Here is a 12,809-nt window from a genome sequence, read left to right on the forward strand (position 1 = left end):
CCGCAGGGGCATATCCCCACACGAGGAAGAAATGGACTCCATCTCGCCGCGCCAGCAGCTTGCCGCCAGCAAGCGCTGGGTCGTAAAAATTGGCAGTGCCCTGTTGACCGACAACGGCCGCGGCGTAAACCGCGCCGCCATTCAGAACTGGGCCGGCCAGATCAGCGCCCTGCGTCGTCAGGGCATCGAAGTATTGCTGGTTTCCTCCGGGGCTGTGGCGGCGGGGATGGATCGATTGGGTTGGCGCAAGCGCCCGGAGTCCATTCATCAATTGCAGGCGGCGGCTGCCGTCGGTCAGAGCCATCTGGTGCAGGTCTACGAGCACGCCTTTGGCCAGTTCGACTGCCGCACCGCGCAGATTCTTCTCGATCACGACGACCTCTCCAATCGCACCCGCTACCTGAATGCCCGCAGCACCATCAAGACATTGCTGTCTCTCGGCGCGGTGCCCATCATCAATGAAAACGACACGGTGGTGACCGACGAGATCCGCTTTGGCGACAACGACACCCTGGGTGCGCTGGTGGCCAATCTGGTGGAGGCGGACGTGCTGTTAATTCTCACCGATGCCGATGGCCTGTTTACCGAAGATCCCCGCGATAACCCCGCTGCCGAGCTGGTGCGTGAGGCGACAGCGACGGATCCGCGCCTGGTGGCCATGGCGGGCGATTCCCGCAGCGGTCTTGGCCGCGGCGGTATGTCGACCAAGGTGCGCGCGGCGCAGCTGGCGGCGCGCTCCGGTGCCCGTACGGTGATTGTGGGCGGCACTGCCGAGTCGGTGATTGAGCGTGTGGCGGCGGGGGAGGATCTGGGCACGCTGCTGCTGCCGGAGGCCGATCTGCTGACAGCGCGCAAGCGCTGGCTGGCGGGGCAGTTGCAGGTGCGCGGCAAGCTGGTGCTGGATGCGGGTGCCGAGCGGGCGCTGCGCGATCAGGGTAAGAGTCTGCTGCCGGTGGGTGTTGTGGAGCTTGAAGGCCGCTTCCACCGCGGTGAGCTGGTCAGCTGTGTGAATAGTGCAGGGGAAGAGATTGCCCGCGGGCTGGTGAATTACGACAGTTCCGAGGCGGTAAAAATCTGTGGTCAACCCTCTGACCGCATCGTCGAGCTGCTCGGCTATCGCGACGACGACGAGCTGATCCACCGCGACAACCTGATTCTTCTTTAGGTTTTCTTCTGGATATTTTGGCGGTTCCGCTACCGGTTAAAGCCTTGCGAGACACGCCGTGCACCCATCCCTGGGGGCTCTGCGAAAACATCCCTGTTTTCGAAGGTCTCGCAAGGCTTTAACCGGTATCGAAACCTTCTCGTCGGCTGCTGGTAGTTTCTTTCCGGCAATAAAAAACCCCGCATTAGCGGGGTTTTTTGTGCTCAAAAAGCGGCGGCTTAGGCAGCCAGCTTCTTGATCTGGGCATTCAGGCGGCTCTTATGGCGAGCGGCCTTGTTCTTGTGAATAATGCCCTTGTCAGCCATGCGGTCGATAACCGGCACAGCAGCCTCGTAGGCAGTCTTGGCTTTTTCCGCATCACCTGCATCAATGGCCGCAACTACCTTTTTGATGTAGGTGCGCACCATGGAGCGCAGGCTGGCGTTGTGATTGCGGCGCTTTTCGTTCTGGCGCGCGCGTTTCTTCGCTTGGGGTGAGTTGGCCACCGGTTGCTCCTGTCTGGAATCTGTAAAATCTCGAACAATCGGGCCGGGGGCCCGTTTGGGACGCGACATTATCCCCAGCGTTGGTTGTTTGTCAACCGCTTGGGGTGTCAGTTTGTGACCACCTAGGCGGGGGTGGATACGCCTCGATGGTTTGCCTGATGTAAAACCCCGTCATGCCGGACTTGATCCGGCATCCAGCGTCGTGGCACCGGATTCCGGGTCAAGCCCGGAATGACGGAATTGGAGGGACGAGAAGCGCTGCGAATCGATTGCTAGCGGGGCAGTAAAAGCGTAAACACGACGCCGCACCCGTCTTCCCGGTTGGCTGCCTGTAGCTCCCCCTGGTGGAAATCCGCGATCAAGCGCGCGATATGTAAACCCAGTCCCAAATGCCCCGCCTTGCCGCCGTCGTTGCGCACCGACACCAGTGAGTCAAACAGCTTCTGCCCGAATCCTTCCGGCAGTAGCGGGCCGTCGTTGCTGACGCTGAGACGGTAGGCCCTGGCGGTGGCTTCCAGTCCAAAGCGGATTTCGCTGTCTTCCGGGGCAAAGCTCACCGCATTATCGGCGAGCTTGTCCAGTAACTGCGCCAGCAACTCGGGGGCGCCGTAATAGAGTTGCGGGCCGTCCGGGCTTTGCAGGGTAAAGCGGTGCTGTGGGTGTGCGCCGGCGTAGCTCTGAGTGAGTAGTTGCAGCAAGTCGTGCAGGTCAAACTCTTCCCGGTCCGCCTGGCTGATACTCGCTTCCAGGTGATTGGCGGCAGACAAGGCGTTGAGGATGGAGGACAGGCGCGCGCCACCCTCGGCGGCGCGCTCGGCGTAGCGCCGGCTGTCTGCATCCAGTTCGCCGGCGCCCAGGTTGTCCAGAGAGGAGCGCATCACTGCCAGGGGCGTGCGCAGCTCGTGGGAGAGTTTGCTGGCAAGACTGCGCAGATACTGGTGGTAGTGATCCAACTCGCTTAACAGACTGGCGAAAGCGCGATTCAGTGCGCCCAGCTCGTCGTTGAGAATTGGTTTGGGAAAGCCGCCGCGCAGGCGCCCGCTGGAGTCGACGGCGGTTTGCGCCGCCTTGTGTAGTTTGCGGATGCGCCAGGACAGCCAGCTGGCATAGCCCAGCAGGAGCAGTAACACCAGCCCCGCGGCGCCCGCGGTGGTCAGCCACAGCCGGCGTGCGGCGGATTCGGTGAGGGACTGCAGGGCGCTAGTGGACTGGGCGGTGATTACCCGGCCCAGTAGTGGCCGCTCGATAATATTGTCCGCGCGGGTAACGACCGGCACGCTCACCGCGCCGATACGTTCGTCGCTGGCGGCGCTCCGATAATCGGAGGGAGCCCCGAACCACTGGCTGCTGGTTTCCCTGTTCTGCGTCAACACCGCTGGGAAGTGGCTGTCGGGCAGTGGCGGCAACTGGGCGGTGGCGAGCACCTGCCGGTAGAACCAGTCCCTTAACCAGTTGTGGCCCTGGCTGTCGCCGTCACCGGCTTCCCGGGAGTGCCAGTCGCGACCGGTGCGAGCCAGTACAAACCCCTCCTGATCGACAACCGTCAGTTGTAGTTCCGGCCGTGCGAAGTGCTCGAGCTCCTGTTGCAGCGCGGGTAAAGGTTCTACCAGAGTGCCCGGTCGGCCGTCGGCGGGCAGGGTGCTGGCGGTGCGTGCCGGTGTGCCGCCGTCACTGCGCTCTCGATCCAGTACCCGAATCGCCAGCTCTCCATCGGTAAGGGCAAACGGCATGGCCAGCTCCAGCTGGTAGCCCCGCGGCGAGGCGGTCCAGCGGCCGCGGATGCGCAGTTCTCGCTCGTACTTCCCGCGCCGCGGGTTGTACCACATGGCCTGCACCGGCCCTTGGCTGGCCACCGGCAGGGTGTATTGCTGCCGTGCGGTAAACAGTTCGACGGTATCGCCGCTGGAGATCGCCGCAACACGAGGGTCCCGGTAGCTGGGGGTTTTGTCTTTGGCGGTAAGTAGCACGTAGACCTGGCTGCCGCGCCTGCCGAGGGTGATACGTGCCTGCGCTTTGCCCTGTTGGTCCTTCAGCACCCTGGGGCTTAGTCCGCGTGCGCGCCACTCTTCGCCGTAGCCGTCGAGAACCGGTGTCTGTTCGAGTGGGTTCAGGTACAGCTGTGCACCCGGGGGGCGACCGGTGCGCCTGGAGTCCGGTGCAATCAGTTCCGGTGCGCTGGCGAGACGCGCGGCGATGGCATTGCCCGTCGCCTCCAGTGTCTGCATCTGCCCCTGGCTCAGTGCTCCGTCCACCTGGCGCAGGTACTGGCACCCCGCCCAGGGCAGGGCGAGCGTACACAGGCTCAGTAAAACCAGTTGGCTGCGAAGCTTCATTTCTTGGGGGAACCCATGACTTTTTATACCTGCCAGCGATAGCCCATGCCATAGGCAGTGCTGATGGCGTCAAAGCTGCTGTCGATGGTCTGGAATTTACGGCGGATGCGTTTCACGTGGGAGGTGATGGTGTTGTCGTCCAGTACCACCCGCGCGGCTTCCATCAACTGACTGCGGGATTTGACGTGGCCGGGGCGCTTGGCCAGTGCGTGCACAATCCAGAATTCCGTTACCGTGAGGTCTACCGGCTCGCCCTTCCAGTGGCAGTGCAGTCGCGAAACGTCCAGTTCCAGGTCGCCCTGGGTAATGATTTCCTCGTCGCCACTTTTCGACTGCATGACGCTCACCCGGCGCAGCAGGGCGCTGATGCGTGCCTGCATATGGGGCAGCGAAATATCTTTAGTGAGGTAGTCGTCGGCGCCGAGACGCAGACCCGAAATGATATCCAGCTCTGAATCCCGCGCGGTCAAAAACAGAATCGGCAGCGTCGGCGCCATGGCGCGCAGTTCCCGGCAAAGTTCGAAACCGCCCTCGATTTCCGCACCGAGCCCCACATCAATCACCGCAAGATCCGGCAGTCGTTGCTGGAAGGCGGCCAGGGCATCCGGGCGCGTGTGGTACAGGTTGACCTGGTAACCGCTGCGGCGCAGGGCGTCGCGGTAATTTTCTGCGATGGCGATTTCGTCTTCGACGATGGCAATGGTGGGGCTGCTCATGGGGCTTTATTCTGATTTCCGGCGGAGAAAAACGGTTATTCGTATGGGATGCGGAAAATCATGCCCGAAGTGCGTGGAGCAGGCAAAAGTAACTGGAGGCCGTTGCTTGATCGTCGCGGGTTCAACACAAAAAAGCGCGCAGCCAGTGGCGCTGCGCGCAAGGTTACTGCTTACAGGGTTGCACTTGAGTTGCCCGGTGAGCCGGTTACCGCTTTTGTAGAGCGGTAACCGGCGACTATTCAAGGGACCGAGAGGTCGAATGGTCGGTTCGGGGGGGGTTAGAATGAGCCGGCTACAGCCTCTGGCATTCCGAAGTGGATGTCGACACGACGCTCCATCGCGTAGGCGTCGAGATCACCTTTGCCGGCTTTGGACTGGCTGGCGCCAAGGGCGCGGCGTTCGATGCGCTCGGGAGCGACGCCATAGGCTTCCAGGGAGCGCTGGACGCTCAGGGCGCGCTGGTCTGAAAGTACATTGTTGTAGCCGTCGCTGCCGCGCGGGTCAGAATGACCTTCCAGGTATACCTGCAACTGCGGGTTGCGATTGAGGAAGTCTGCCATGGCGGCCACCTGCTGCTCCTGCGCCTCCTGCAGCTCGTCATCACCGGTAGTGAACAGCATCTGGAATTCCAGGCTCTCCAGTGCCAGCTCCCGGGCGTCGTTGGCGGACAGTCGCGCCGCATCCAGCTGTTGTGCGAGGTTACCCAGTTCGGTACGGCTATCTGTGAGTTGAGTTGCGAGCATGTCTGCCTCTTCTGCTTGCTTGATCTGTTCGCCCAGCCAGGCTCCACCGAGGGCGCCGGCAATGAAGCCGATCGGGCCACCCACGGCGGCGCCCGCAACTGCGGCGCCGGTAAATACTGTGGCCTGCTTGGCCGGAGTCAGGGCAGAGCCCTGTAATTCTTTCTCGGTGTCAGTAGCGGCCTCGGCGGAAGCAATAGCATTCAGGGTCAGAGTGCTTACGGTTACTGCCATCAACAACTTTTTCATGATCGTGTTCCTTGCGATTGGATAGAAATGACTGCTCTTTGTTTCCGACCGGGTGTGTTTCCCGCTTCGGTTGAGTGTCATTTAAATCCCGCAAGGAGGCACTGACGTGGCGCCTCTGGGGCAAATTCCGCAGCAATTATGGCGAAATGTGGCAATGCCCCCCGTGACTTAGTTCAGCGTCTGGATTTGAGGGCTGTCTCAGTCTCCGCGTCGCCGGTAGCGCCGATCCCGTGGCTGGTCGATGCGCACCCGTACCCGCTGGGGGCGAGGGCCCATGGCGACTGCGGCGTACAGTAGTACCGCCAGGATCAGTGCGATAATTAACGCGTTGATGGTCATTCCGTCTCTCCTTTGTTGCTACCGCTCCCTGTAGCGCGCCAACTGCTTAACCTGAGTATAGTTCCCCCTCGCGCCAAACGTAGGGCGCCTTTTGGAATGAAAGAGGGGTTACCGTCTCAGACCAGATGGCCGAGAAAGTGGATTGCGGTAGACTTGCCGGCCATTATGTAGCGATCACAAATCAGGAATCAGGGAAGTGGCAGGAACTTCGCCAAACCAGACGCCTAATCCGCAGCCGGAATCTTCCGAGCAGGCACCGCAGGCTCCAAAAGATAGTCCGCAACGGGGGTTGTTGCGCGGAACCTCGGTAGTGGGTGGTGCCACTTTATTGTCGCGGGTAATGGGGCTGGCGCGAGATATCGTCTTTGCACGACTCACCGGCGCCAGTGATGCCGCGGACGCATTTTTCGTGGCGTTTAAAATCCCCAATTTCTTCCGCCGGCTATTTGCCGAGGGTGCCTTCTCGCAGGCCTTCGTTCCTGTGCTGGCGGAATATCGTACAAAGGGTGGCATTGCCGCGGTGCGCGAACTGAATGACCGGGTGGCCGGTGCCCTCGGTGGTACCCTGTTGCTGGTGACTCTGTTCGGCGTGCTGTGTGCGCCACTGGTGGCCGGGCTCTTTGCCTTTGGCTGGTGGTGGGGCGGCAGCGAGCCGGCAAAGTTTGCCCTGGCCACCGAGATGCTGCGCATCACCTTCCCCTATCTGATGCTGATTTCGCTGACCGGCTTTGCCGGCGCCATGTTGAACAGTTTCGACCGCTTCGCGATTCCCGCATTGACCCCAATTCTGCTGAATCTGGTGTTGATTGGTGCGGCCACCATCGCTGCCGGCTGGTTTGAGCCCGAGGTGATGGCGCTCGCCTGGGGGGTGCTGGTTGCCGGGGTGGTGCAACTGCTGTTTCAGATTCCGTTCCTAGTGCAGCAGGGGTTACTGCCACGGCCCAAGTGGGACTGGCAGTATCCGGGGGTGCGCAAAATCCTGCGCTTGATGGCGCCTGCGATCTTTGGCGTGTCCGTCACCCAGATCAGCCTGGTGCTGGATACGGTGCTGGCTTCCTTCCTGCCCACTGGCTCCGTAACCTGGCTGTATTTCTCCGATCGCCTGGTCGAGTTGCCCCTGGGGGTGTTCGGGGTGGCGGTCGCCACTGTGATATTGCCCAACCTGTCCCGCCAGCACGCCGGTGGCGACCCGAAAAAATTCCGCCACACCATCGACTGGGCCCTGCGCAGCGTTACTCTGATTGCTCTGCCCGCGGCGGTCGCTCTGTTTGTACTTGCGGAGCCGCTACTTACAGTGTTGTTCCAGCACGGCAATATGACTCCGTGGGATATGGATATGGCTGCCTGGTCACTGCGCGCCTATACCTTCGGCTTGCTGTTTTTCATGCTGATCAAGGTGCTCGCACCGGGCTATTTCGCCCGCCAGGACACGGTAACTCCGGTGAAATTTGGTCTGATCGCCATTGCCTCAAAAATGGTGCTGAGCCTGTTGTTCGTGATCCCTCTGCATATTTACTTCAAGCTCGGCCATATGGGCCTTGCCGCGGCCACTGCCGGCCAGGCTGCCATCAATGCCTTCCTGCTCTATCGCGGTCTCCGCCAGGGTGGTGTGTATACGCCGGAAGCCGGTTGGCGCGGGTTTCTGGTTCGCCTGTTGCTGGCCAATCTGGCCATGGCTGGTGTGTTGCTGGGCATTTTGCATTACTGGCCGGATTGGCATCTTTGGGTCTGGTGGGAGCGTGCCTGGCGCATGGGCGTGGTGGTGGCCGCTGGCGGCGCCACCTACGGGTTGATCTTGCTGGCCAGTGGCCTGCGACCGCGGCATTTCCGGGCGACGTCGTGAGTGCGGGCGGTGCCCAGATGCCATGGAAATCCGGTATACTGCGCCGCTTGATTTTGCAATGGCGACTTAAGGTGGTGGAAGCACTGTGACCGAGCAACGGGAGCTGATACGCGGGCTGCACAACCTGCGGCCGCACCATCGGGGCTGCGTGGCCACCATCGGTTCATTCGACGGGGTGCATCTGGGCCATCAGGCCATTATTACCCAGCTGCGCGCGCGGGCGGCTGAACACAGGCTGCCCTCAGTGGCCATCGTTTTTGAGCCGCAGCCCCACGAGTACTTCTCCGGAGAAAAAGCGCCGGCGCGGCTGATGCGCTTCAAAGAGAAGGTGCTGGCCCTGTTCGATGCCGGCGTGGACCGGGTATTGTGCCTGCAATTTAACGAGCGCCTGCGCAGCCTGAGTGCCGAAGCGTTTATCCAGCAGGTGCTGGTTGATGGCCTCGGCGTGCGCCATCTTGTGGTGGGCGACGATTTTCGTTTTGGCTGCGATCGCAGTGGTGACTATACGCAGCTGCACAAGGCGGGTGCGAAAGCGGGCTTTACCGTCGAAGACACCGCGACCCTGGAAATCGCCGGCGAGCGGGTGAGCAGCACGCGCATTCGCGACGCGTTGCAAAATGCAGATTTTGAGCTGGCCGAGCAGTTGCTGGGCAAGCCTTACCGGATCACTGGCCTGGTCGCCCGCGGCCGCGCCCTTGGCCGGCAACTGGGTGCACCTACCGCCAATGTGCGGCTGCATCGCTACCGTTCGCCGCTGGTGGGGGTGTATACCGTCACCGCCAAGCGCACTAACGGCAGCCCCATGAGTGGTAGCTGCATGGAGGTCGCCGGTGTTGCCAATGTGGGTTTTCGCCCAACGGTAGAGGGCGAGGGTGCTAAACCATTGTTGGAAGTGCACCTGTTTGATTTCAGTGGCGACCTGTATGGCCGTGAAATTGCCGTGACCTTCTGCCACAAACTGCGCGATGAAGAAAAGTTTGAGTCCCTGAATATTCTTAAACAGAAAATCGCCGAAGATATCGAAAACGCGAAAGACTGGTTTGCGCACCGCCCAGCAATTTAAACCTGGGCGAATCAGAACCAGCGAAACAATTGACCCTTCGCATCTGTCGCAATCTGACGATGCAAAACTCCTGAGCTACAACTGAAGTAGATAGCCAATGACCGACTACAAAGCGACCCTGAATCTTCCTCAAACCGACTTCCCCATGCGTGGCAATCTGCCCAATCGGGAGCCGGAGATTCTGAAAAAATGGCAGGAAGGAAAGCTCTACGAAAAAATTCGTGAAGCCCGTGCCGGTCGTGAACAATTTATCCTGCACGATGGCCCTCCCTACGCCAACGGGGATATTCATATCGGGCACTCGGTCAACAAAATTCTGAAAGACATCATCGTCAAATCGAAAACTCTGAGCGGCTTCGACGCTCCCTACGTGCCCGGCTGGGACTGCCACGGCCTGCCTATCGAACACAAAGTCGAGCAGAAAGTCGGCAAAGCCGGCGTCAAGGTGGACCACAAAACTTTCCGCCAGAAATGTCGGGAGTATGCCGCCAAACAGGTGGAAGGTCAGAAGAAAGACTTTATTCGCCTGGGCGTGTTCGGCGAGTGGGACAACCCCTACCGCACCATGGATTTCGAGTTTGAAGCGGACATCATCCGCGCCCTCGGCGGCGTGGTGAAAAATGGTCATCTGTCCCGCGGCTTCAAGCCGGTGTACTGGAGTGTGGTGGGCGGCTCAGCGCTGGCGGAAGCGGAAGTGGAGTATCAGGACAAGACCTCCTTCTCCATCTACGTGAAATACCCGGCCACCGATGAAACTGCGCTGGCCATTGCCGATGCGGCCGGTGGCCACGCCGGTGACGGCAAGCTCTCTGTGGTGATCTGGACCACTACTCCCTGGACCCTGCCGTCCTCCCAGGCGGTTTCCGTCAATGCGGATCTTGAGTACGTCGTGGTGCAGGTGGGCGACGAGCGTCTGCTGGTTGCGACAGAGCTGAAAGATGCGGTATTGGAAGCGGCAGGCCTGAGCGGCGACGTTGTCGGCCGTATTCAGGGCGCTGCGCTTGAGCACCTGAAGGTCAAACACCCCTTCTACGACAAGCAGCTGCCCATCATCCTCGGCGACCACGTTACCACCGACGCCGGTACCGGCTGTGTACACACCGCGCCGGACCACGGCCCCGATGACTTCAACGTGGGCAAGCGCTACGGCATTGAGACCCTGAACTATGTCGATGACAACGGTCTGTTCCGGGATAACGTACCGGTCTTCGCCGGCGAGCACGTGTACAAGGTGGACGGCAAGATTGTCGAGCTGCTGAAAGAAAAAAGCGTGCTGTTGCATGAAGACAAACTGGTGCACAGCTACCCGCACTGCTGGCGAACCAAAACGCCGTTGATCTACCGCGCCACCCCTCAGTGGTTTGTGAGCATGCAGCAGAATGACCTGCTGGAGCACGCGCAAAAGGCCGCGGACGAAGTACAGTGGATCCCCGGCTGGGGCAAGGCCCGCATCGACTCCATGCTGGACGCCAGCCCGGACTGGTGTATCTCCCGTCAGCGGACCTGGGGTGTGCCCATCGCGCTGTTCGTCCATAAAGAGACCCAGGAAATCCACCCGGATACGCCGGCGCTGATGGAGAAAGTCGCGCAGAAGGTGGAGCAGGGCGGTATGGATGTCTGGTTCGATCTGGACGCCAAAGAACTGCTGGGCGACGACGCGGACAACTACCAGAAAGTCACCGACACCCTGGACGTATGGTTCGATTCCGGTGTAACCCACCACGCGGTGCTAGAGCGCCGCGAAGGCCTGCGCTTCCCCGCGGATCTCTACCTGGAAGGTTCCGACCAGCATCGTGGCTGGTTCCAATCCTCTCTGAAAACCTCCATCGCCATCAACGACTGCGCGCCCTACAAACAGGTACTCACCCACGGTTTCACTGTGGATGCCCAGGGCCGCAAAATGTCCAAGTCCATCGGCAACACCGTGGCGCCCCAGGACGTGATCAACAAACTGGGTGCGGACGTGCTGCGCCTGTGGGTTTCCGCCACCGACTTCAGTGGCGAGATGGCGGTATCCGACGAGATCCTGAAGCGCACCGCGGATTCTTACCGACGCCTGCGCAACACCGCGCGTTTCTTCCTGTCCAACCTGGCCGGCTTCGATCCCGCCAAAGACCTGTTGCCGGTAGACGAACTGCTGGCACTGGACCGCTGGGCCATCGAGCAGGCGGCCAAACTGCAGGAAGAAATCATTGCGGCCTACGATCGCTACCAGTTCCACCAGATCTACCAGAAGTTGCACAACTTCTGTGTGGTAGAAATGGGCGGTTTCTATCTGGATATCATCAAGGACCGCCAGTACACCACCAAGGCGGACAGTGTTGCGCGCCGCTCCGCGCAGACTGCGCTGTTCCACATCATGCACGGGTTCGTGCGCTGGGTCGCTCCGATCCTCAGCTTCACCGCCGAAGAGCTGTGGCAGTTCGTGCCCGGTAAAAAAGAAGACAGTGTACTGCTGGCCGAATGGCACGAATTCCCCGAATTGCCGCAGAACGCGGAAATGGACAGCGAGTTCTGGGATGCCATCGCCGATGTGAAAACCGCGGTGAACAAGGTGCTCGAAGAACAGCGCGGTGCTGGCAATATTGGTGGCTCTCTGCAAGCCTCCGTCACCCTGTTCGCGGATCCGGCCCTGCAACAGAAACTGGATGCACTGAAGGACGAGCTGCGCTTTGTATTGATCTGCTCTTCCACTTCCGTGCAGCCGCTGTCGGACGCCGCCGGCGCAGAGGAAACCGAGCTGGCCGGACTGCGCGTTGCAGTGCACAAGGTAGATGCACCCAAGTGCGGCCGTTGCTGGCACTACCGTGAAGACGTGGGCAGTAACAGCGAACATCCAGAACTGTGTGGCCGCTGTGTGGAAAACGTCAGCGGTGATGGCGAGGTGCGTCACTATGCTTAAGGCTCTGCGCTCCCCATGGCGCTGGTACCTGCTGGCGCTGGTGGTGATTGTGATCGATATCGCCACCAAGGTGTGGGCGGTAGAGCGCTTTATGTACGGCCCGGCGATGCAGATCATTCCAGGCCTGCTGCAATTCACCTACGCCGAAAACTACGGTGCTGCGTTCAGCTTCCTCGCCGATGCGGGCGGCTGGCAGCGCTGGTTCTTTGGCGCTGTAGCGCTGATCTTCAGCGTGGTAGTTATTGTCTGGATCAAGAAGTTACCCCTGGCCAAGCGCTGGGAGCCCACTGCATTGGCACTGATCCTCGGCGGCGCCCTCGGTAATCTGTGGGATCGCATGCTACTGGGCTATGTGCGTGACTTTATTTCCGTCTACTACGGCAACTGGCATTTCCCTGTATTTAACGTGGCGGATATGGCCATTTCCGTCGGCGCTGCCATGCTCGTGATTGAATTGCTGTTCTTCAAAGACAAAAGCGAAGAGCCCGGCAAAAGCAGCGCAGAAGTGTAAAAAATTAGAGAAGTACGATGAGCAATAATGTAATCGGTGAACACAGCCGGGTAACCCTGCACTTTGCCCTCAAGCTCGACGATGGATCAGAGATCGACTCCAATTTCGAAGGGGATCCGGCCACGTTTATCGTTGGCGATGGCAACCTGCTGCCGGGATTCGAGCAGTCCCTGTTCGGTCTCAAGGCCGGTGACGAAGCAGAAATTGAAATTCCCCCGGAAGCGGGCTTCGGCCAGCGCAACCCGTCCAATGTCCAGAAAGTGAAGAAGGGCCACTTTTCACCGGATATGGAACTGGAAGAGGGGCTGGTCGTGTCTTTCGATAACGGCGATGGCGAGCTTCCCGGCGTTATCCGGGAGATCGGCGAAGACGATGTGGAAGTGGACTTCAACCACCCCCTCGCCGGCCAGACTGTATTTTTCCACGTTAAAATTCTTGAAGTGGCCTCAGTAAACTAATTTGT

Annotated in this window: 11 protein-coding genes; 6 read left to right on the forward strand and 5 right to left on the reverse strand. The window is 60.3% G+C overall.

From position 1 onward, the window contains the following. Window positions 1-31: 31 nt before the first annotated feature. Window positions 32-1,165 (forward strand): glutamate 5-kinase, encoded by a 1,134-nt coding sequence (gene proB / locus ACXAG1_RS15985; RefSeq protein ID WP_475120235.1) that lies wholly within the window; start codon window positions 32-34, stop codon window positions 1,163-1,165. Between the two features lie 218 nt (window positions 1,166-1,383). Here the strand turns inward: proB and rpsT are convergent, their stop codons facing one another. From rpsT to ACXAG1_RS16010, 5 genes are all read right to left on the reverse strand, one after another. Continuing rightward, on the reverse strand, window positions 1,384-1,650 hold the full coding sequence (rpsT, locus tag ACXAG1_RS15990) for a 30S ribosomal protein S20 (RefSeq protein ID WP_043320846.1): 267 nt from the start codon (window positions 1,648-1,650) through the stop codon (window positions 1,384-1,386). A 272-nt stretch (window positions 1,651-1,922) separates the two neighbouring features. Continuing rightward, window positions 1,923-3,983 carry an ATP-binding protein gene (locus ACXAG1_RS15995; RefSeq protein WP_475120236.1) on the reverse strand — a complete coding sequence of 687 codons (2,061 nt, stop codon included), beginning with the start codon at window positions 3,981-3,983 and terminating at the stop codon, window positions 1,923-1,925. Window positions 3,984-4,006: 23 nt separating this feature from the next. Continuing rightward, window positions 4,007-4,699, reverse strand: a complete 693-nt coding sequence (pdsR, locus tag ACXAG1_RS16000; protein WP_475120237.1) for a proteobacterial dedicated sortase system response regulator — start codon at window positions 4,697-4,699, stop codon at window positions 4,007-4,009. A 278-nt stretch (window positions 4,700-4,977) separates the two neighbouring features. Next, entirely contained in the window at window positions 4,978-5,688 is a 711-nt protein-coding gene (locus ACXAG1_RS16005) for an OmpA family protein (protein WP_475120238.1), read from the reverse strand. A gap of 198 nt (window positions 5,689-5,886) precedes the next feature. Then, window positions 5,887-6,027, reverse strand: coding sequence for a hypothetical protein (locus ACXAG1_RS16010; RefSeq protein ID WP_475090614.1), 141 nt, complete (start codon window positions 6,025-6,027; stop codon window positions 5,887-5,889). Between the two features lie 289 nt (window positions 6,028-6,316). Here ACXAG1_RS16010 and murJ point away from each other — a divergent pair, with 289 nt between their 5' ends. From murJ to ACXAG1_RS16035, 5 genes are all read left to right on the forward strand, one after another. Then, window positions 6,317-7,870 carry a murein biosynthesis integral membrane protein MurJ gene (murJ, locus tag ACXAG1_RS16015; RefSeq protein WP_475120254.1) on the forward strand — a complete coding sequence of 518 codons (1,554 nt, stop codon included), beginning with the start codon at window positions 6,317-6,319 and terminating at the stop codon, window positions 7,868-7,870. 85 nt (window positions 7,871-7,955) lie between these two features. Continuing rightward, entirely contained in the window at window positions 7,956-8,933 is a 978-nt protein-coding gene (gene ribF, locus ACXAG1_RS16020) for a bifunctional riboflavin kinase/FAD synthetase (RefSeq protein ID WP_475120239.1), read from the forward strand. Window positions 8,934-9,030: 97 nt separating this feature from the next. Next, window positions 9,031-11,835 carry an isoleucine--tRNA ligase gene (gene ileS / locus ACXAG1_RS16025; protein WP_475120240.1) on the forward strand — a complete coding sequence of 935 codons (2,805 nt, stop codon included), beginning with the start codon at window positions 9,031-9,033 and terminating at the stop codon, window positions 11,833-11,835. Then, the gene (lspA, locus tag ACXAG1_RS16030; protein ID WP_475090611.1) at window positions 11,828-12,346 is read left to right on the forward strand and encodes a signal peptidase II; all 519 of its coding nucleotides are present in this window, start codon (window positions 11,828-11,830) and stop codon (window positions 12,344-12,346) included. Before ileS ends, lspA begins: the two co-directional genes overlap by 8 nt. 17 nt (window positions 12,347-12,363) lie before the next feature. Continuing rightward, complete coding sequence (locus ACXAG1_RS16035) at window positions 12,364-12,804, forward strand: FKBP-type peptidyl-prolyl cis-trans isomerase (RefSeq protein ID WP_475090610.1); 441 nt, start codon at window positions 12,364-12,366, stop codon at window positions 12,802-12,804. The last annotated feature ends 5 nt before the right edge of the window (window positions 12,805-12,809 follow it).

It is taken from the genome of Microbulbifer sp. ABE4_465, from assembly GCF_056160765.1.

Excerpts from the sequence above, each read along its gene's own strand:
- proB (WP_475120235.1), top strand. The coding sequence starts at position 32 with ATGGACTCCATCTCGCCGCGCCAGCAGCTTGCCGCCAGCAAGCGCTGG.
- ACXAG1_RS15995 (WP_475120236.1), bottom strand. The coding sequence starts at position 3,983 with ATGAAGCTTCGCAGCCAACTGGTTTTACTGAGCCTGTGTACGCTCGCC.
- pdsR (WP_475120237.1), bottom strand. The coding sequence starts at position 4,699 with ATGAGCAGCCCCACCATTGCCATCGTCGAAGACGAAATCGCCATCGCA.
- ACXAG1_RS16005 (WP_475120238.1), bottom strand. The coding sequence starts at position 5,688 with ATGAAAAAGTTGTTGATGGCAGTAACCGTAAGCACTCTGACCCTGAAT.
- ACXAG1_RS16010 (WP_475090614.1), bottom strand. The coding sequence starts at position 6,027 with ATGACCATCAACGCGTTAATTATCGCACTGATCCTGGCGGTACTACTG.
- ileS (WP_475120240.1), top strand. The coding sequence starts at position 9,031 with ATGACCGACTACAAAGCGACCCTGAATCTTCCTCAAACCGACTTCCCC.
- lspA (WP_475090611.1), top strand. The coding sequence starts at position 11,828 with ATGCTTAAGGCTCTGCGCTCCCCATGGCGCTGGTACCTGCTGGCGCTG.
- ACXAG1_RS16035 (WP_475090610.1), top strand. The coding sequence starts at position 12,364 with ATGAGCAATAATGTAATCGGTGAACACAGCCGGGTAACCCTGCACTTT.